The 18,869-nt window shown below is 66.6% G+C and carries 12 protein-coding genes; 5 read left to right on the top strand and 7 right to left on the bottom strand.

What is annotated here, in order from left to right; all coding sequences use genetic code 11:
• Positions 1-76 precede the first annotated feature (76 nt).
• Entirely contained in the window at positions 77-1,492 is a 1,416-nt protein-coding gene (locus MRBLMU1_RS31995; RefSeq protein WP_363510598.1) for a hypothetical protein, read from the top strand.
• Positions 1,493-1,574: 82 nt separating this feature from the next.
• Here MRBLMU1_RS31995 and MRBLMU1_RS31990 read toward each other — a convergent pair whose 3' ends face one another.
• From MRBLMU1_RS31990 to MRBLMU1_RS31970, 5 genes are all read right to left on the bottom strand, one after another.
• The gene (locus tag MRBLMU1_RS31990; protein WP_363510595.1) at positions 1,575-1,937 is read right to left on the bottom strand and encodes an antibiotic biosynthesis monooxygenase family protein; all 363 of its coding nucleotides are present in this window, start codon (positions 1,935-1,937) and stop codon (positions 1,575-1,577) included.
• Complete coding sequence (locus MRBLMU1_RS31985) at positions 1,934-3,124, bottom strand: cytochrome P450 (RefSeq protein WP_363510592.1); 1,191 nt, start codon at positions 3,122-3,124, stop codon at positions 1,934-1,936. Before MRBLMU1_RS31985 ends, MRBLMU1_RS31990 begins: the two co-directional genes overlap by 4 nt.
• A 109-nt stretch (positions 3,125-3,233) precedes the next feature.
• Positions 3,234-3,704 (bottom strand): nuclear transport factor 2 family protein, encoded by a 471-nt coding sequence (locus MRBLMU1_RS31980; RefSeq protein WP_363510589.1) that lies wholly within the window; start codon positions 3,702-3,704, stop codon positions 3,234-3,236.
• Positions 3,705-3,895: 191 nt separating this feature from the next.
• Positions 3,896-5,839 carry a GAF domain-containing sensor histidine kinase gene (locus MRBLMU1_RS31975; protein ID WP_363510586.1) on the bottom strand — a complete coding sequence of 648 codons (1,944 nt, stop codon included), beginning with the start codon at positions 5,837-5,839 and terminating at the stop codon, positions 3,896-3,898.
• Positions 5,840-6,026: 187 nt separating this feature from the next.
• On the bottom strand, positions 6,027-6,530 hold the full coding sequence (locus tag MRBLMU1_RS31970; RefSeq protein ID WP_363510583.1) for a hypothetical protein: 504 nt from the start codon (positions 6,528-6,530) through the stop codon (positions 6,027-6,029).
• Between the two features lie 677 nt (positions 6,531-7,207).
• On the opposite strand from MRBLMU1_RS31970, the gene MRBLMU1_RS31965 reads away from it, so the two are divergent.
• Complete coding sequence (locus tag MRBLMU1_RS31965) at positions 7,208-7,618, top strand: hypothetical protein (protein ID WP_363510580.1); 411 nt, start codon at positions 7,208-7,210, stop codon at positions 7,616-7,618.
• A gap of 168 nt (positions 7,619-7,786) precedes the next feature.
• Here the strand turns inward: MRBLMU1_RS31965 and MRBLMU1_RS31960 are convergent, their stop codons facing one another.
• Entirely contained in the window at positions 7,787-10,834 is a 3,048-nt protein-coding gene (locus MRBLMU1_RS31960) for a sensor domain-containing diguanylate cyclase (protein WP_363510577.1), read from the bottom strand.
• Positions 10,835-11,112: 278 nt separating this feature from the next.
• Between MRBLMU1_RS31960 and MRBLMU1_RS31955 the strand changes: the two genes are divergently transcribed.
• Positions 11,113-11,400: a DUF1330 domain-containing protein gene (locus MRBLMU1_RS31955; protein ID WP_363510574.1), complete on the top strand. Its 288-nt coding sequence runs from the start codon at positions 11,113-11,115 to the stop codon at positions 11,398-11,400.
• 19 nt (positions 11,401-11,419) lie between these two features.
• On the opposite strand, the gene queC is transcribed toward MRBLMU1_RS31955, so the two are convergent.
• Entirely contained in the window at positions 11,420-12,127 is a 708-nt protein-coding gene (queC, locus tag MRBLMU1_RS31950; RefSeq protein WP_363510570.1) for a 7-cyano-7-deazaguanine synthase QueC, read from the bottom strand.
• A 219-nt stretch (positions 12,128-12,346) separates the two neighbouring features.
• Here queC and MRBLMU1_RS31945 point away from each other — a divergent pair, with 219 nt between their 5' ends.
• Entirely contained in the window at positions 12,347-14,278 is a 1,932-nt protein-coding gene (locus MRBLMU1_RS31945) for an autotransporter assembly complex protein TamA (RefSeq protein WP_414646144.1), read from the top strand.
• Positions 14,278-18,861, top strand: coding sequence for a translocation/assembly module TamB domain-containing protein (locus tag MRBLMU1_RS31940; protein WP_363510564.1), 4,584 nt, complete (start codon positions 14,278-14,280; stop codon positions 18,859-18,861). The genes MRBLMU1_RS31945 and MRBLMU1_RS31940 overlap by 1 nt, the downstream gene beginning before the upstream one ends.
• Positions 18,862-18,869: the final 8 nt, after the last annotated feature.

Below are 18,869 nucleotides of genomic sequence, written 5' to 3'. Positions count from 1 at the left end.
CTCAACTTTGCCGATACCATCGTTCATGACCGTCCACAAAAAGCATCGTCTCAATATCCTTCCTTTGGCGTTCGCAGTGTTTGCAACGCCATGCTTTGGCGCCACCGACTGGAGCGCCATCGCCCAGGCCGACATGAAGTTCGCCATCGACAAGGTGCGCAGCAGCCATGCGGGCAACGTGAGCGGTCAGATCGATGTCACCGCGCCGCTCGAGTCCGGCGCCCGCGCCGGCATGCTGGAGGCGGCCGACGCCAAAACCGAGCAGGACTACAAGCGCGCGCTGGTGCGCTTCATCAACGGCTTCGGCGATCCGCACACCGGCATCCAGCTCGGCCTGAAAACCACGGCCTGGACCGGCGTCGTGCTCGATCACGTCGACGGCAAATTCCGCGTCGTCTGGTCGGAACCGGACTGGCCGCACGCGCTGCCGCCGCTCGGCGCCACCGTGCAAAGCTGCGATGGCGTCTGGATCGGCACCTACCTGAAAAGCAATGTGGCCCCGCTCAGCAACCACAGCCTCGAATACGCGACCACGCTGAGCGAACTCGCCCGCGTGTCGATGTTCGACACCGGCCTCGGCTGGACACCCAAGCAATGCACGTTCGAGCAGGCAGACGGCGCCCGAACATACGATCTGCCGCTGCGCGCGGTGGCCGACGGCATCGGCGAATCACGCCTCGGCACTGTGCGCAAAAGCTACAAAGCCAAGGCGCGGCCGGTCGGCCTGTACCGGCTGGCGGCGGACAAGCAATGGGTCGGCATGCCCGACTTCAACGGCGGCATCTCCGGCGACGCCTACACGGCGCTGTATCCGAAGTTGGCCGCGCTCAAGCACACCGGCTGGATCGTCTTCGACCTGCGCGGCAATGGCGGCGGCGATTCCAGCTGGGGCAACCGCGCGCTGCAGGCTTTGTATGGCAAGGCGTATGGCGAGGAGCTGGGCAACACCGCGTCCTACGTCAAATCGGTGATCGCCGACCAGGCCACGATCGACCTGTACCGGCGGTACACCAGTCTGGAGCAGTTTGCCGCCTCCAAACCGGAGTTTGAACGCATGATCCAGGAACTGGAAGCATCGGTGGCCAAGGGCGAACCGCTATCGCGGGTCGAATACGCCAGCAAGGAGGCCGCCGCCGCCCTCGCCGCCAAGGTCCGCCGGCGGCCAGGCGGCCCCCGCGTGGCCGCCGTCATCGACCGTGGCTGCTTCAGCTCCTGCATGAATTTCGTCCAGCAGATCTCGTCCATGTCCGACACGGTGATCCTGGGCGAGCCGACGATCGGCTACTCGCCGTATGGCGAGATCGGCCCATACAAACTCCCCAGCGGCAGGGGCGCGATCGCGGTGCCGTCGGCGATCTACACGGCCTTCCAGGCCACGCGCGAACCGTTCGTGCCGACCGTGCGCTACGACGGCAACATGGCCGACGACGAAAAGCTGATGGCCTGGGTGAACGCCACGCTGACAGGCATGAAATCCCGGAAGGCGAATTAACATCATCGGCGCCTAAATAACGTGCCCTGGAATACACCCCGAAATCACGTAGGGCGGATTAGCGCAGCGTAATCCGCCAAGCTCAGTTCGCGGCTCCGGCAGGTCCGTGCGCAGCACGGCTATCCTCCGGCGCCTGCGCACGTTCGACCAACCCGTAATCCCGCATCACCCCCGCGATGCGCAACCGGTAATCGGCAAACACCCCCGCCCTGCCCTGCGACTGCGCGGCGCGATGCTCCTGCGTATTGCGCCACAGCCGCACCGCCTCCTCATCGCGCCAAAACGACAACGACAAAATCTTCTCCGGCTGGCTCAAGCTTTGAAAGCGCTCGATGGACACAAAGCCATCGATCCCGGCCAGCAGCGGCGCCAGCTCCGCCGCCAGCGCCAGATACCGCTGCCGCGCGTGACTATGCGGAACAACCTCAAAAATCACGGCAATCATGACCGTCCCTCCAAGCCAGCGTTAAAAAACTCCGGCAACCGCGCGTTGGCCGACGGCCGATAGCCCCACCCGAGTTCCGCCTGTCCCAACGAGACCGGCCGCTGCAGCAAGTAACGTATCGCCGCCGTGGCGATAACAAAGGCCAGGCTCCGTCCCGGACAAGCATGCCTCCCGTGTCCAAAGCCAGGCGGCGGACAATCCGACCGCTCCAACACAAACGCATCCGGTTGCGCATGAACCCGCCCATCGCGCCCCGCCGCCGCCAGCAATAACAAAACGGCGTCTCCCGGCTGCAGCGCCACGCCCGCGACACTAGTCGCCTGCGCCACAAACCTCCGCGTGTTCTGCACCGGAGGATCGAAGCGCGCCACCTCCCGCACCAACGCCGCCGCCAATGCCGGCTCGGCGCGCAGACGCTGTTCCAATCCAGGCTGGCCGAGCAAAGCCACGATGCAATTCCCGATCAGTCCGGCCGTCGCTTCGTGGGTTTGCGACAGCAGGCCGATAACATTGGCGACGATCGCCTCCTGCCCTCCCCAGCCGGTCTTTGCGCCCTGCCGGCACACCTCCCCCAGCAGCGTGCCCGGTACCGCGGTACCCGATCGGACCAGCTCGCTGAAGCGTCGATTCAGGGAACGCGCGGCGGCATCCGCTTCGGCCAATTGTTGCGGCGTCGACAACGGCGACAGGCAGCGCACGAACTCCGCCACCCGGCGCGCCACCAGCGGCAGTTCCGCACGGCCCACGCCGAGCAGATCGGCTACGACACAGGTGGGCAGCTCGAACAGCCAGCGCGTGAGGGCGGCGCCATCGGCCAGGGCATGCCGCTCCTCGAGCATGGCCGCCAGCCGGCGGGTTTTATCGGCAACGTCCGCCAGGTCCATCCCGGCCAGCGCCTGCCCGATGGCGCGCTTGGGGCCGGCATGCGCGGCGCCATCGTTCATGCGTATCAGTCTTGCGAAGACGCCTCCGGCGTCGCCACCTGCGATAGCCAGGGGAACCGGCTCGGCGATGGGTCGCACCAGACAGTGCGGATTATCGAATACCTCTTGGATGACGTCCGCCCGGCTGGCGATCCACAGTCGCGGATCGGCGTCGCAATACAGCGCGGGCCCCGCCAGCAATTGACGGTAGTAGGGATAGGGGTCGGGATGACTGGCGGCGGCAACGGCGTTCGAGGGGTGCATGGGCGTTTTCTGATGAAGGGCGGCGCGAGTGCCGCCCATGAACGCCCATCTTAGGGATTGCTGGCGCAGGACACTTCGCTCCGCACCGAAGCGTCGCCGCCGTGCCGGGTTATTTCGCGTCGGCGTGCTCGTAGCTGAAGATGCGCGAGACTTTCCACTCCTTGCCCTGCAAGACCCACAGCTGCGTGAACAGCGCGCGCCCGGCCAGGAACTCGGGTTTGTCCTTCGGCAGGACGATGAACTGGTGTTCGCCGGTCGACAGATAGCCGTAGATAACGTCGTCCTTGCGCATCGGGAAAAACTTCACGGTGCCGGGGAGCGCTTCGCGGCGCAGCGTGTGGTCCCCAGTGCCCATCTCGCTGTTGACGGCGGCCAGCGCTTTCTTGCCGATCAGGGTGCCGCCACGGTCGTGGTAGAACTCCACATCGTCGGCCAGGAACGCGTTCATCGCGACCGGGTCGGCACGGTTGTAGGCGGCCCAGTACGCGTCGTCGGCTTGCCGGACGGCGGCCTCCGCATCAACCGGTTTGGGCTCGGCGGCCACCGCCTGCACCTGCGCCACAAAAAATATCGATGCCAAAAAAATCGAACGTAAACCCATCATCATTTATCCCGTGAGAAAAGTATGTGTCATCTAAAACACGTAGGGCGGATTAGCGCAGCGTAATCGGCCATGCATGCGCGGTCGGCGGCTCATAGATGGCCGATTACGGCGTGCCGCCTAATCCGCCCTACGTGTCTCTGCGGTATTTCATGCGCCACGTTTCGTTGTTACTTGCGCTTGACCTTGGGGAAGCGCAGCTTGTAGTGCAGGCCCATGCCCGGCGCGCTGGCCACCTTGACGGTGCCGCCCAGCGCGCCCGTCACCAGGTTGAACAGGATGTGCGCGCCCAGGCCGCTGCCGCCCGAGCCGCGCTTGGTGGTGAAGAACGGGTCGAACAGCTGGCTCAAGGTGCCGGTGTCCATGCCGACGCCGTCGTCGCTGTACTCGAACACGACGAAATCGCCGTCGAGCTTGCCGCTGATCTTGATCTTGCCCGACTGCCCCTCCTCGTAGCCGTGCACCAGCGAGTTCATCACCATGTTGGTGACGATCTGCGACACCGCGCCGGGGAAGCTGGCCATCTCGATGCGCTCCTCGCAGTCGATCTCGATGGCGATCGGCTTGCCCTTGAGCTTGGGCTGCAGCGACAGCAGCACCTCGTCGAGATACTTGCGCAGGTTGAAGCTGCGGATGTCGTCGGACGACTGGTCCACCGCCACCTGCTTGAAGCTGCGCACCAGCGCCGCCGCCCGCTGCGTGTTGGTCGTCATGATGCGCAGCGACTGGTCGATGATGTCGAAGAACTGGTTCAGGCCGTCCTCGTCGAGCACGCCCGCCGCCATGTCCTCGCGCGTCAGCTTCAGTTCCTCCACCAGGTGGCTGGTGGCCGTCACGCAGATGCCCAGCGGCGTGTTGATCTCGTGCGCCACGCCGGCCACCAGCCGTCCCAGCGAGGCCAGCTTCTCCTGCCGGACCAGTTCGCCCTGCGCGTCCTTGAGCGACGTCAGCGCGTTCTCCAGCGCCGCGTTCTGCTCTTCGAGCGCGTCCTTGGCGCGGCGGATTTCGCGCTCGGCCTGCATGCGCGCGATCGCCACCGCGACGTGGCTGGCCATGAAGGCCAGGATGTCCAGATCGCCCTGGGAGTAGATGACGGCGGCGTCGTAGCTCTGCACGATGATCACGCCGTAGGCCTGGTCGCCCAGCAGCATCGGCGCGCCCATCCAGCTGGCGATATCGACATTGCCCAGCGGCTGGGCGATCTCGCCGGCGGCCACCAGCGCGTTCAAGCCGGCCTTGTCGAGCATGGCCGCCTGCTTGCGCCGCAAAATATACGACGACATGCCGATGCCGAAATCGAAGCGCTTGACCGGCGCCTGGTCGTCCTTCTGGTCGACGAAATACGGGATGCTCACTTCCTCGGTGTCCGGATGATAGATCGCGATCAGGAAGTTTTGCGCCGGCACCAGCTCGCTGATGATTTCATGCAGCCGCGTGTTGAGCACGTTGCCGCCGGTGGTCGTCGCCGACAGGTTGGCCAGCTCGTAGAGCGCGCGCTGGATGTTCTCGGCGCGGCGCCGCTCGGCCACCTCGTGCGCCAGCAGCGCGGTGCGCTCCTGCACCGCGCGTTCGAGCCGGTCCATGCTCTGCAGGCCGCGCAGCGCGCTCGAGACGTGGTTGGCGATCAGCGCGAACAGCGCCTGGTCCTCCTGGCTGAAGGTGTGCCGCTTGTCGTAGCTCTGGATGACGATCACGCCCAGCACCTGGTGGTTCTGGTCCAGCAGCGGGCAGCCCATCCAGTGCTCGGCGATGGTGCCGATGCCGAAGCCGGCGTTGTCCTCGCGCTTGGACACGTGTTCGGCCGCCGTCATGACGATCGGCTTGCCGCTGGCGATCACCGCCGCCGTCGGCGACTCGCCCGCCTTCAGCTCGAACAATTCGTCGCGGCTGGGCGGCTCGTCGACCTCGTCGACGAAATAGACGAAGCGCACCTGGTTGGCCGGCCCGTCGTGGTCGCTCAGCGCGACGAAGAAATTGGCCGCGTACATGATGCGGCCCAGCGCCGCGTGCACGGCCTGCAAAAACTCGCTGATATCGGTGCAGGTGCTCGATTTCTGCCCGATTTCGAGCAGCATGGCCTGGACGGCTTCAAGACGGGTGAGACGACTTTCCATCGAATTTCCTAAGTGGGATTGATGCACATAGGAAATACTATCAGGTCAACGGCTGTCAAAGCCAGCGCTGATCGCGAAATTGGCCCGTGGCGGTCAAACCCGTATGCTTTTAGCGATACGCCAGCCGCGCCGCTTAGGGGGCTGACCCCGATGGGTCAGACCCCGCCGGGCCGTGCGGGTTTCGCGCTCAGGGCTTTTTGTAGCCTTTTTCGATCCACGCCGAGGCGCTCGTCACGCTCAGCTTGAAAGTCGGCGGCACCCGCACCTGGGCGATCTGCTCGCCGTAGGGGTCGAACGCGGTCAGGGTGGCGTAGGCGTCGTCCTCGTCGGGCACGATGTCGAGCGCGACCTTGACCTGGCCGTCGTCGGTGCTGACGAACACGTTCTTGTGCAGCTGGGCGTGCAGTTGCTGCTCGTGGCGGCGGATCACCTCGTTGGCGGTCTTGACCAGGGTGTTGAAGGCGTTGACGTCGAGCGGCTTGGGATTTTTCTTGTCGCGGCCCATGGTCCAGGGACCGACCAGCGCCGGCTCCGGCTCGCCGTCCTTGATCATCGCCACGGCCCAGCCCTCGTCGTCGTCGTTCTTGATCACGCGCGCGGTCCAGCCATTGCCTTGCCACACGCGCGCCTCCTGGATCGGGGCGTCGTCGTCGGGCTGTTCATCGAAATCTTCCGGGTAGTCGTTGCTCATGCTTGGGGCTCGTGTTGAATTGGGGTCGGGGGTGGAATCATAAGCGGCCAGCACCCGAACAACAATAGCAACTCGATATGGATGAGCAATCTCCCGCGCCGGCGCCGCCTTCGAACGGGACGGTGCCGGCGCGATCCGGACGGAAATCAGAAACGGTTCAGCAAACGGCCAGGCAGGAGATGCACGGCCGGGGCGGCGGCGCGATCGGCGGCCGCGGCGGCGTGACGCGCGGATCGATGGCCGGTTGCGGCGTTTTGTAGTTGAACGGCGTGATGATGATAGGCGGTATGGTCGGCGGCGCCGAGGGCGGACCTTTCGGGCCTCCGCCGGAGCGTTGCCGTGCGCTGCGTTGGCGCGTGGTCCGATTCAGTACCGAGGGTAGCGATTGACCCTCGCTTATTGCAAGCCATGCCATGGTAAAACCCTCCCTGCGCAAGTCAGGTTATCAGTATAGGCAGGGATATCTTTAAATCAAGGAACAATCGGCCTTTTGTTTCCTGATCGACCATCTGTTTTCACCGCCCCTGTGCGTCCCGCTCGTCGCCGCCCGGCGTCATTCCATCCCGCAAATCCGCCGGTCTGTCGCAATCCGATGGCCGGCGGCGGCGCGCGCCGCTACAGTTCGACCATGCCTGAACAAAACGGCAAACGAACAACAAATAACCAAGGGATCGATCATGGACAGCAAACTCAGCAAAACCAGCACCACCAAAAAAGTCGTACTCGGCCTCTTCATCCTGCTGCTGGCGGTGTCGGTGTGCCAGGCGGTGTTCGGCGACGGCATGACCGTCAACGTCGACGGCGACGAGGTGGGCGGCCCATTCGGCGCCTTGCTCGGCATCGTGCTGGGGGCCGGCGGCCTGCTGATCGCGGCGCTGGCGATGACCTGCGCGGCGGTGTTCGTCGGCCTGGTGTTCGCCGGTGTCGGCATCGTCATGGTCAGCGCCCTGGTGCTGGCGGGCGTGCTGCTGGCGGCGGCGATCTCGCCCCTGCTGCTACCGCTGCTGATCCCGGTCGGCCTGTACTGGTACTTCAGCAGCCGCTCGCGCAAGCAGCGCCTGCGCGCCACGATGGAACACGCGGTCTGAATCAATGAAGGTTATGTATGAGGCACGTGGAGACACGTAGGGCGGATTAGGCGGCACGCCGTAATCCGCCAAGCTCCGTCGGCGGCCCATGCATGGCGGATTACGCTGCGCTAATCCGCCCTACGTATCACCGTTGTCCAGTTGCTTTACAGCTCCGCTCTCCCCCTTTCAACCGGAAGCGGCCGGGACCTGAACTCCCGGCCGATCCGCCTCGACATCGATCAGCACCACCCGGTTGCGCCCGCCGCGTTTGGCCGTGTACAACGCCTGGTCGGCCCGCACCAGCGCCGCATCGCCGCCGGGCTGCTTGCCTCCCATGACCGCGATGCCGATGCTGACCGTCACCGTCAACTGCAAGCCGTCGCCCAGGCACATCGGCGTATCGGCAATGCGCTGGCGCAGGCGGTCGGCGAACACCGCCGCCTTGCCCAGTGTGGCGCCGGGCAGCAGTATCGCGAACTCCTCGCCGCCGATGCGCCCGCGCATATCGATCTTGCGCTGATCCTGCCGCATCAATTCGCTCAGCTGGCGCAACACCGCGTCGCCGGCCGCGTGGCCGTATTCATCGTTGATGCGCTTGAAGTGGTCCAGATCCAGCAGCAGCACCGCCGTGCAGGCGCCGATGTCGCGCTGCAGCCGCTCCTGCTCCTCGGCCAGCCGGTTCATGAACTCGCGCCGGTTCGGCAGCCCGGTCAGGAAATCGGTGGTCGCCAGCACCCGCAGCTCGTCGTGCATGCGGCGCTTTTCGGTGGTGTCCAGCGTCGAGACGATGACGAAGTCCAGGCTGTCCGTGTGGCCCGGCATCACCAGCAAGGTCAGCTCGTTGAGGCGGGTGACGCCGTCGAGGCGCTCGAAACTGCCCTCGCAGGAAAAGAAGCGCTCGCCCCGCACCAGCGCCGTCACCGCGCGCGCGAAGCCGGACATGGCCTCGGCGTTGAAGTTCTGCGCCAGGGTGATCACCGACATGTCCTTGTGGCGCGGCTCGACGCCGATCTGCCGCAGCGCCGAGGCGTTGACGTCGAGGATGCGCACCAGCGACGCCAGCCGTCGCACCTGGCTCGGATTGGCGCTCAGGTAGCGCTCCATGTCGTCGACGCCGGACTGCGTCAACTCGGCCAGCGCGGCGCGCACGGCCGACCAGTCCTGCTCCCACAGCGCCACCGGCGCGTGGTCGTACAGGCTGCGGAAGCGCGCCTCGCCGGCGCGCACCGCCTCGGCCGCCTGGGCCTGCTCGACGGCGATGCCGGCCAGCCGCGCGGCCTGCTCGGTCAGCGCGATGTTGGCAATGCTCGGCAGGCGCGCCTCCGGATGGAACACGGCGAAACTGCCCAGCACATTGCCGCCGGCGCCGAAGATCGGATCGGACCAGCACGACCCGAGCCGCGCCTGCACGGCCAGGTCGCGGTGCTCCATCCACGCCGGCGCGTTGCGGATATCCTCGACGATCACGCGGCTGCGCGTGCGCACCGCCTCGCCGCAGGCGCTGTGCAGGGCGTGCACCGACATGCCGTGCACGGCGGCGATGAAGAAGGCCGGCAGGCTGGGCGCGGCGGTCACCAGCAGGCGCTCGCCCGGCTCGTCGAGCAGCAGCACGCAGCACATCAAGTCCTCGTTGTCGGTCTCGACGCCCTTGACCACGCTCTCGAGGATGGTGTGCAGCGGCGCCCCGGTGGCCAGCAGTTCGAGCACGTGGCGCCGGGTCTGTTCGCGCCGCTCGGTGTGGGTGCGCTCGGTGATGTCGCGGAACGACCAGATGCGCGCCGGTTCGCTGCCCAGCCGCAGGCCGCGCGTGTGCTGTTCGATCACCCGGCCGTCCTTCAGGCGCAGCAACTCGTGCTGGGCCTCCACCGGCATGCCGCGCTGCACGCCCGGCAGCAGCATCTGCTGCGCGTCGTCGAGCCGCACGCCGCCGTCGGAACGGTACAGCTGCTCGCGCATGTGGCGCATCAGCACGGCGCCGTCGCTTTGCCAGTCCAGGCACTCGGGCACGTTCCACAATTCGCGGAAGCGCCGGTTGGAGTTGAGCACCGAGCCTTTCAGGTTGTCGACCAGGATGCCGTCGATGGTCGAATCGAGAATGCTGCGCAACATCGCCTGGCTGCTCTGGGCGCTGTCGGCCAATACCATCAGCGCCGCCTGGCCGTCCTTGAGCTCCCCGGCCAGCATGCGGCTGCGCGCCAGCGCCCGGTGCGCGCGCACCCGCGCCCGCGTCAGCATCCACGCCACCCAGGCGGCCAGGCCGCCGAGCGGCACGCCGAACCCGGCGATCATCAGCGCGCGGTCGGGGCGCGCGGACTTCCCCGGCAGCAGCGAGATGCGCAAGGTCCAGCGATGGCCGGCGATGGCGATCTGCTGCACGCTCGAACGCAAGGTGGCGCTGGCGGCGGGCGCGCTGTCGTACATGCGCGCCTCCGGCGTCACGCGGTCGCCGTCGTAGATCTCCACGTCCAGCGCGGCGGTGCGGGCGTTGCCCAGCCCCGCCATCAGATCGCCGACACGGAACGGCGCGAACACCCAGCCCGTGATGGCGGCGCGGCGTTCGCTCCAGCTGCGCACCGGCTGGCCGGGGCTGTACAAGGGCAGCATGATCAGAAAACCGGCCTGTGGCAGCCCGCCCTGGTCCTGCACCAGGGCTATGCGGCCGGTCATCGCCGGCTGGCCGGAATCGCGCGCCTGCTCCAGCGCGGCGCGGCGCACCGGATCGGAAGCGGAGTCGAAGCCGATCGCGCGGCGGTTGCTTTCATTGAAAGGTTCCATGTACACGGTGGGCGCGTACCACGGACGGGCGCCCGGCGGGACCAGGCGGTAGTGCGGATAGTCGCTGCGCCGCACCAGGGCCTCGTGCGCCTCGCGCTGGTCGGCGCCGACCAGGCGGATGTAGCCGATCGCCTGCACGCCCGGGAAATGGCGGCCCAGCTCCTGCCCGGCCAGATAGCTGCGGAATTCGCCGCGGTCGACTTCCACCGAGCTGTAAAACAGGCCCTGCACGCCGTACAGCACCTGCACATAGGTTTGCATGCGCTGGTCGAGCTGGTTGACCAGTTCGCGCACGCGGCCGTCGAAGTCGGCCTGGGCCTCCTGCTCGGCGTCGGCGCTTGCGACCTGCCACAGCACGGCGGTGACCCCGAGGCTGCCGGCCAGCACCAGCGCCGGCAGCACGCGCTGCGACAGCAGGGCCTGCACCACCCGGCGCAGCTGTGCCTGGATATCGGCCATTTCCGGTTAACCCGTGACCTGCAACTGGTATAAGTACGACATCAAGGATATGTCCCTGGCTAAGTTGCATCCGCTAACGAACTCGTCCTTATCCTAACAGGGTCCGGCCTCAAAATGACAATCAAAGCGTTGTGCCGATTCATAACACGTGTTTAGTGGTGAAAAAACCATAAAATCATTTATACCGGGATGGTTTTCACTCAATAATGATCGCGCGACAAGCGCGGCGGCCACGGGGCCGGCGCGGGTTTGTCGACCAGGCAATGAGGAGCACCACCATGGCTGCATACGCGATAGGTTCTTTAACGCTGCACAACACGGACTGGCAACAGGAATATGGCGCCAGGATGCCGGCGCTGATACAGAAGCACGGCGGCAAGATATTGGCCAAGGCCCCTACACAGACGCTGGAGGGACAGCCCGTGTTTCCGGGCATCGCGGTGCTGATCGAGTTCCCTTCGGAGCAGCACGCGAAGGACTGGAACGACGATCCCGAACACGTCCCGCTCAGGAAATTGCGCAGCAGCGGAGCGAATTTCGATCTGGCGTTGGTGAACGGGGTGTAACCGAGGCGGCGGCCGGGATTTACCCCTCGCTTCCCACGAACTGCCGGTACCCGCGCGCGCGCAGTTCGCACGCCGGGCAGGTGCCGCAGCCGTAGCCCCAGTCGTGCAGCGCGCCGCGCTCGCCAAGGTAGCAGGTGTGGGTGCCGTCGCGGATCAGGTCGACCAGCGGCTGGCCGCCCAGCTCCTGCGCCAGCTCCCAGGTCTGGCGCTTGTCGCGCCACATCAACGGCGTCTCCAGCTTGATGCGGGTGTCCATGCCCAGGTTGAGCGCCACCTGCAGCGCCTTCATGGTGTCGTCGCGGCAGTCCGGATAGCCGGAGAAATCGGTCTCGCACATGCCGCCGACCAGCACCGTCAGGCCGCGCCGGTAGGCCACGGTGGCCGCCACCGTCATGAACAGCAGGTTGCGGCCCGGAACGAAGGTGTTCGGCAGGCCGTTGGCCTGGGTTTCGATGGCGATATCGTGGGTCATCGCGGTCTGCGAGATCTCGGAGATCAGCGACAGGTCGATCATGTGGTCCTCGCCCAGTTTGGCGTCCCACTCGGGGTTCTGGGCGCGCAGGCGCGCGATGACGTCGGGACGCACGGTCAGCTCGACGGCGTGCCGCTGGCCATAGTCGAAACCGATGGTCTCGACGCGGGCATAATGTTTCAACGCCCAGGCCAGGCAGGTGGTGGAATCTTGTCCGCCGCTAAAAAGCACCAGAGCGGAATCGGTAGGCAACATGAGATTTTCTTTCAGGTGTGACACGATGTTATATGTACGCCATCTTTAAGGGCAATCCGGTAACATGGCGCCTAGCGCACACCCTGATGGAGTCTCATGTTACCGGCATCGCCAGCAAAAAAAATGGCAAGATCACGAATTTTGGCACAACTCGCGCCAAAAGTATCTTGCCGCCATGCAGCATTGACACTGTTACTGGCCTTCGCGACGGGCGCCGTGATGACTGCCGGTCCGGCTTTGGGGCAAACCGCGGGGCAAACCACGGACCAGACTGCCGACCAGACGCCGGCGCCCGCCACCGCCCCGGCGGAGGGCGAGGCCGACCCGCAACCCGAAGCGAAACCCGCCTCCCCCGCCCCGGTGGTGTCGACCGGCATCAAGTACACGGTCAACATCGACGCGCCCGAGGAGCTGGAAGAGCTGCTGGAGAAAAACCTCGATCTGATGCGTTTTCGCGGCAACGCCCGCATGAACCGCGAGCAGCTGTTCCGGCTGGTGCGCACCACGCCGGAACAAATCCGCACCCTGGTCGCCACCGCCGGCTATTACTCGCCCGAGGTCAGCGTCAAGCTCGACCGTGATGCGGCGCCGCTGGCGGTGCAGGTCAAGGTCGCCCCGGGCGAGCCGGTGCGCGTGGGCGAGGTCGAGATCGTTCTGCAAGGTTTCCCGCCCAACCCGGACCAGCGCGCCAGCAACCAGTTCAACGCCGACGCCCTGAAGGGCACCTGGGCGCTGAAACGCGGCGCCGTCTTCCGCCAGGACGACTGGGAAGCCTCCAAGCGCGCCATCCTGCGCCAGGTGGTGCAGACCCGCTATCCGCGCGCCCAGCTGCTGGAGACCCAGGCCACCATCGATCCGGAAAGCCACCAGGCCAACCTGCGCGTGGTGCTCGACAGCGGCCCCGAGCTGCGCTTCGGCGAGCTGCGCATCGAAGGCTTGAAACGCTACCCGGAATCGGTGATCACCAATCTGAACCCGATCGATCCGGGCGACTACTACAGCGAGGCGGCGCTGCAGTCGTATCAATCGCGCCTGCAGGACACCGGCTATTTCAGCAGCGTGGAAGTGAGCGCCGACATGAGCGCCATCCTCAATGAGCAGCTGGAGGCGGCCGCCGCGACCACCCCGCCGCCCGGCGCGGACCCCGCCGCCGCCGCCGTCCCGATGCCGCGCTCGGACAACGCCGCGTCGATGGCGCCGTTGCCGCTGCTGGTGCGCGTGACCGAGAACAAGCGCAAGAACGTCAGCGCCGGTCTCGGTTACAGCACCAATACCGGCAACCGCGCGTCGCTGACCTATGACGACCTGGCCATCTTCGGCCTGCGCCTGAAAAGCGCGCTGACCCTGGAGACCAAGCGCCAGACCGCGCGCGGCGACTTCTACTTCCCCGTCACGCCGGATGGCTACAACCACAGCATCGGCGCCTCCTACGAGCGCAGCGACATCGAGGGCGAAGTCACAGCCGTCACCAGCATCGCCGGCAAGCGCGCGTGGGGCACGCCGCTGCTCGAACGCAGCATCTCGCTCGAGCTGCTGACCGAGACCAAGACCGTGCAGGGCCAGGAATCGGTGACCAGCAAGAGTTTGCCGCTGACGTACGCCGTCACCTGGCGCAAGGTCGACAACCTGCTGATGCCGACCAAGGGCTACGCGCTCAACGCCCAGGTGGGCGGCGCGCTGCTGCCGATCCTGACCGACGAAGCCTTCGTGCGCGCCTACACGCGCGGCATCTACTATCTGCCGTTGAACACCACTTCGAACATCATCCTGCGCGCGGACCTCGGCGCGCTCGGTTCGCGCAGCAAGGACGGCGTACCGGCCGTGTACCTGTTCCGCGCCGGCGGCGACCAGTCGGTGCGCGGCTACGCCTACCAGGAGCTGGGCGTCAAACAGGGCGACGCCACCGTCGGCGGCCGCTATCTGGCCACGGCCAGCGCCGAATACCAGTACTGGTTCAAGCCGCAGTATGGCGCGGCGGTGTTCTACGACGCCGGCAACGCCGGCGACAGCTTCAGCGCCCTGCATCCCAAGTCCGGCTACGGCATCGGCGCGCGCTGGAAAAGTCCTGTGGGTCCGATCAACGTCGATGTCGCGTACGGACACGCGGTTCAAAAGTATCGTTTGCACTTCTCGCTGGGATTCACCTTCTGATGGCCGACAATAACAACACCGAGCTGCCGGGCGGTCCCGATTCCGCCGTCGCTCCCGCCAGCCCCCGCCCACGCCGCTGGCCGCGCCGCGTCCTGATTTCACTGGTGGTGCTAGTCGCGCTGCTGGCCGGCGCCTTCTGGCTGCTGGGCCGCGAATCGACCTTGCAGCAGCTGGTCGCGCGCGTCTCCAAGGCCAGCGGCGGCACCATCGCCGTCACCGACGTCAGCGGATCGCTGTACCACCGCATGCACATCGGCAAACTGGTCTATCGCGGCAAGGACAGCGTCATCACCGCGCAGAACATCGACATCAACTGGTCGCCGCTGCAGTATTTTTCGGAAGGCCTGGCCATCAGCGAGCTGCATGTCGTCGCCCTGACGGTGCAAAGCCTGGGGCCGTCCGAGCCGGCCAAGATGCCGGAGTCGCTGGCCGCGCCGTTCCGTCTCAGTCTTTCCGACGCCCGCCTCGACAAACTGACCCTGGTCAGCGAAACCGGCACCAACGTCATCGAAAACCTGCGCTTCGAACTGTATGGCGACAAGACCAGCTGGCACCTGCAAGAGGCATCGGCCAAAACGCCGTTCGGCAACGTCAAGGCCGACCTGACCATCGCCGCCGACAAGCCGTTCGCGCTGCAGGGCAAGGCGTCGCTGACGCAGGCCGCGGTGCCGGCCACCAAGCCGGCCGCCGGCGCAAAACCCGGCGCCGGCGCCAAACCTGCGCTTGCCGCCGATAGCGCTACCGCCGCCATTCCCGCACAACTGAACGTGACCGCCGGCGGCAGCCTGGCGCTGCTCAACCTCAAGGCGCAGGGCGAAGCCGGACCGGCCAGCGGCGACGCCACGCTATCGCTGGCGCCCTTCGACCCGATCATCCTGCGCGCCATCGACCTGACCGCGCGCGACGTCAACCCGGCCGGCTTCGAAGCCGGTCTGCCGCCGGCGAAGTTCAACCTCAAGGTGACGGCGGCCATCACGCCGGACCAGAAGCTGTCCGGCCAATTCGCGCTGGTGAACCAGGACAAGGCCGGCCCCATCGACCGCGAGACGCTGCCGCTGCAAATCTTCAGCGGCCGCCTGGGTGGCACGCTGACCGCCTCGCTGCTGGAAAACGTGCTGCTCGACCTGGGCGCGGCCGGGCACTTCACTGGCGGCGGCCAGGTCCAGCGAAAGGGGCCGGAAGCGGGCATCGACGCCGCCAACTTCAAACTGCACACCGACCGCCTCGATCTGAGCCACCTGCACACCGGCGCCAACAAGACGACGGTGGCGGGCGACATCGCGCTTTCCAGCACGCCGACCAAGCAAACCCTGAACGCCAATCTGGCGCAGGCCGGCCTGAAGCTGGATGTGCAAGCCACCCTGGCCGACGCGCTGCTGCAACTGCAGCAAGCGCGCCTGCAGGCGAAAAAAGGCTCGATCAGCGCCACCGGCCAATTGAGCCTGAAGGACAAGCAGGCCTTCAGCGCCAAGCTGCGCGCCGATCACTTCGATCCTTCCGCGCTGGGCGCCGGCTTCCCGGTCGCCGATCTGAACGCCGACGTCAACGCCAGCGGCGCCATCGCGCCGGCATGGCAGGTGGCGGCCGATTTCCAGATCAAGCCGAGCAAATTGTTCGGCCAGCCGCTGACCGGCAACGGCAAACTGAACGCCGATGCCAAACATATCAGCGGCGTCAACGCCAAGGTGACGATGGCGCAGAACAACGCCGAGATCACCGGCAGCTTCGGCGCGCCGGGCGAGCAGCTGCTGTGGAAGGTCGACGCGCGCCAGTTGTCGGCCGTCAGCAGCGACCTGCTGGGCGCCATCGGCGCCAGCGGCGTCGTCACCGGCACCATGCAGGCGCCGCGCAGCAGTTTCGAGGCCGACGCCAAAGGCCTGGGACTGGCCTCGGCCAAGCGCCCCGCTCCCGATAGCCTGATCCACGCCAGCGGCAACGTGGCGCTGGCCGGAGCCAAGAAGATCCCCGAAGTCAAAATGAACGGCACCGTGCAGCGCCTCAATCCGGCCGCCTTCGGCGCGGCGCAGAGTGGCGCCATCAACGCCACCTTCACCGCCGACGCGCAACTGTCGGACGACTGGCGCGCGGGCCTGAACCTGACCTTGCAGCCATCGACGCTGGCCAGCGCGCCGCTGTCCGGCTACGCCAAACTGACGGCTGGCAAGGACGAGATCCGCGACGCCGACATCGACCTGCGCCTGGCGACCAACCGGCTACTGGCCAAGGGCAGCTTCGGCAGCGCGCTCGATAAGCTGGAATGGAAGCTCGATGCGCCGCAACTGGCCGCGCTCGGACCGCCGTTCGGCGGCGCGCTGCGCGCCGGCGGCACCCTGTCCGGCACTACCGCCCGTCCGGCGGTCGCGCTCACGCTCGACGGCAGCGCCCTGCGCCTGCCGGGCCAGCAGCAAATCGCCGCCATCCGTGGCAGCGCCACCTTGGGCAACACGGTGGCGATGGCCGCCTCCGCGCCGGCCGCCGCTTCCACCGGCGCGCGCCGCGCCGCCAATCGCGATGTCACGGCCGACGTGCCGCTGGTCAGCGACATCGAAATCACGCTGTACGAATCGCCATCGATCAAGATCGACAAGGCGCGCCTGCAGACCAGCGGCACCCGCAGCGGCCACACGATCGACGTCAGCGCCAGCAATCCGCGCTTCGACGCCTCGCTGCGCGTCAAGGGCGCCTGGGCCGACGACGCCTGGACCGGCACCATCGACTCGCTGCAAAACAAGGGCCGCTTCGCGCTCAACCTGGTCGCGCCGGCGCAACTACGCCTGGTGGCGCCGGATGGCAGCGGCGTCGCCGGCCTGGCGCGTCCAGAAAAGATCGCGCTGACCAACGCCACCATCAAGATCCGCGACGGCGCCATCCGCATCGACAGCGTCGAGAAAAACGGCGGCGCGTGGCGCAGCAAGGGCCAGGCGAACGCCGTGCCGGTCAACTATCTGGGCCAGCTGTCCGACGCCTGGCGCGAGAACGTGCGCGGCAACCTGACCATCGGCGCCGACTGGGGCCTCAATCTGCAGGCCGGCACCAAGACCAGCGCCCCGGTGCTGGGCGGCTCGTTGCACGTGTTCCGCGAACAGGGCGACCTGACCATCATCGGCGCCGACCTGTCGCAGGCGCTGGGACTGACCAAGCTCGATGCGCGCGTCGACGTCAACAACGGCACCCTGCGCACCCAGCTCGATGTCGACGGCACCCGCGTGGGCCAGGCCCGCGTCGACGGCAGCGCGCAATTGCGCGAGGGCCGCCTGGCCGACGACAGCCCCTTCACCCTGGAGGGCAACGCCAATATGGGTTCGCTGGCCTGGCTCGCGCCGCTGGCCGGCCAGCCGGGGCTGGAGATCGACGGCACCCTGAAGCTGGCCATTTCCGGCAGCGGTACCTTGGGCGCGCCGCAACTGAACGGCGACATCAATGGCGACAAGCTGGTGGTCAACCTGCCCGACGAGGGCATCAAGCTGCGCAACGGCGTGCTGCAGGCGCGCCTGGCCGGCGACCAGCTGCAGCTGCAAAAGTTGAGCTTTGACGGCGCCCAGGGCCGCGCGCTGGCAGACGGCTGGATACGCTACGCCGGCAACGAGGCGACCATGGCCCTCAAGCTCACCGCCGACAAGCTGGAAATCCTTTCGAGGCCGGACCGTATTCTGGTCGTCAGCGGTCAAAGCTCGCTGACGCGCGACGCCAAACGCTTCCAGCTCGACGGTAAATTCCGCGCCGACCGCGCCAACATCGAACTGGCCGGCGAAGGCGGGCCGACCATCAGCAACGACGTGGTCATCGTCGGCAAGGGCGCGCCGCAGGCCAAGGCCGCGCAAGGCATGCCGCTCAATGTCGACGTCGAAGCCGATCTTGGCGACGCGTTCAAGCTGCAAGGCAAAGGGCTGGACGCGCGGCTGGCGGGCGCGGTGCGCATCCGCATCGCCGACCGCCGCCCACCACGGGTCAACGGCAGCATCCGCGTGGTCGATGGAACGTATGCGGCCTACGGCCAGAAGCTGGCCATCGAGCGCGGCGTGATCAACTTCACCGGCGCCTACGACAACCCGGGGCTGAACATCCTGGCCGTGCGCCGGCGTCCCGAGGGCGAGCAGCTCAGCGAGAGCAATGTGGAAGCGGGCGTGGAGGTGCGCGGCACGGCGCTGGCGCCGGCGGCCAAGCTGGTGTCGACGCCGACGGTGCCGGACAGCGACAAGCTGTCATGGCTGGTGCTCGGCCACGGCATCGAGAACACGGCCGGCAACGACATGGCGCTGCTCAGCACCGCCGCCGGCGCGCTGTTCGGCGGCAGCGGTGGCGGCGGCACGGGCAAGCTGGCGGGCAAGCTGGGACTGGACGAACTGGGAGTGGGACAGGCATCCGGCACGTCGTCGGCCGGCGCGGCGACGGGATTGCAGAACACCGTGGTCACGATCGGCAAGCGCATCTCGTCGCGCGCCTACCTCAGTTTCGAGCAAGGCGCGGGGACGGCCACCAGCCTGGTCAAGCTGCGCTACAAACTCAATCCGCGCATCACCTTGCAGTTCCAGACCGGGACCAACAACGCGCTGGACGTGCTGTACACCTGGGCGTTCGATTAAACTGCCGG

This window comes from Burkholderia sp. LMU1-1-1.1 (genome assembly GCF_040675865.1).
Taxonomy (GTDB): domain Bacteria; phylum Pseudomonadota; class Gammaproteobacteria; order Burkholderiales; family Burkholderiaceae_D; genus Rugamonas.
Note: the sequence above shows the minus strand (reverse complement) of the source record. Positions and strands in the feature narration are given on the sequence as shown.

Coding starts and splice junctions, on each gene's coding strand:
- MRBLMU1_RS31990 (WP_363510595.1), bottom strand. CDS start 1,937: ATGATTGCCGTGATTTTTGAGGTTGTTCCGCATAGTCACGCGCGGCAG.
- MRBLMU1_RS31985 (WP_363510592.1), bottom strand. CDS start 3,124: ATGCACCCCTCGAACGCCGTTGCCGCCGCCAGTCATCCCGACCCCTAT.
- MRBLMU1_RS31975 (WP_363510586.1), bottom strand. CDS start 5,839: ATGGAAAGTCGTCTCACCCGTCTTGAAGCCGTCCAGGCCATGCTGCTC.
- MRBLMU1_RS31970 (WP_363510583.1), bottom strand. CDS start 6,530: ATGAGCAACGACTACCCGGAAGATTTCGATGAACAGCCCGACGACGAC.
- MRBLMU1_RS31965 (WP_363510580.1), top strand. CDS start 7,208: ATGGACAGCAAACTCAGCAAAACCAGCACCACCAAAAAAGTCGTACTC.
- MRBLMU1_RS31960 (WP_363510577.1), bottom strand. CDS start 10,834: ATGGCCGATATCCAGGCACAGCTGCGCCGGGTGGTGCAGGCCCTGCTG.
- MRBLMU1_RS31955 (WP_363510574.1), top strand. CDS start 11,113: ATGGCTGCATACGCGATAGGTTCTTTAACGCTGCACAACACGGACTGG.
- queC (WP_363510570.1), bottom strand. CDS start 12,127: ATGTTGCCTACCGATTCCGCTCTGGTGCTTTTTAGCGGCGGACAAGAT.
- MRBLMU1_RS31945 (WP_414646144.1), top strand. CDS start 12,347: ATGACTGCCGGTCCGGCTTTGGGGCAAACCGCGGGGCAAACCACGGAC.
- MRBLMU1_RS31940 (WP_363510564.1), top strand. CDS start 14,278: ATGGCCGACAATAACAACACCGAGCTGCCGGGCGGTCCCGATTCCGCC.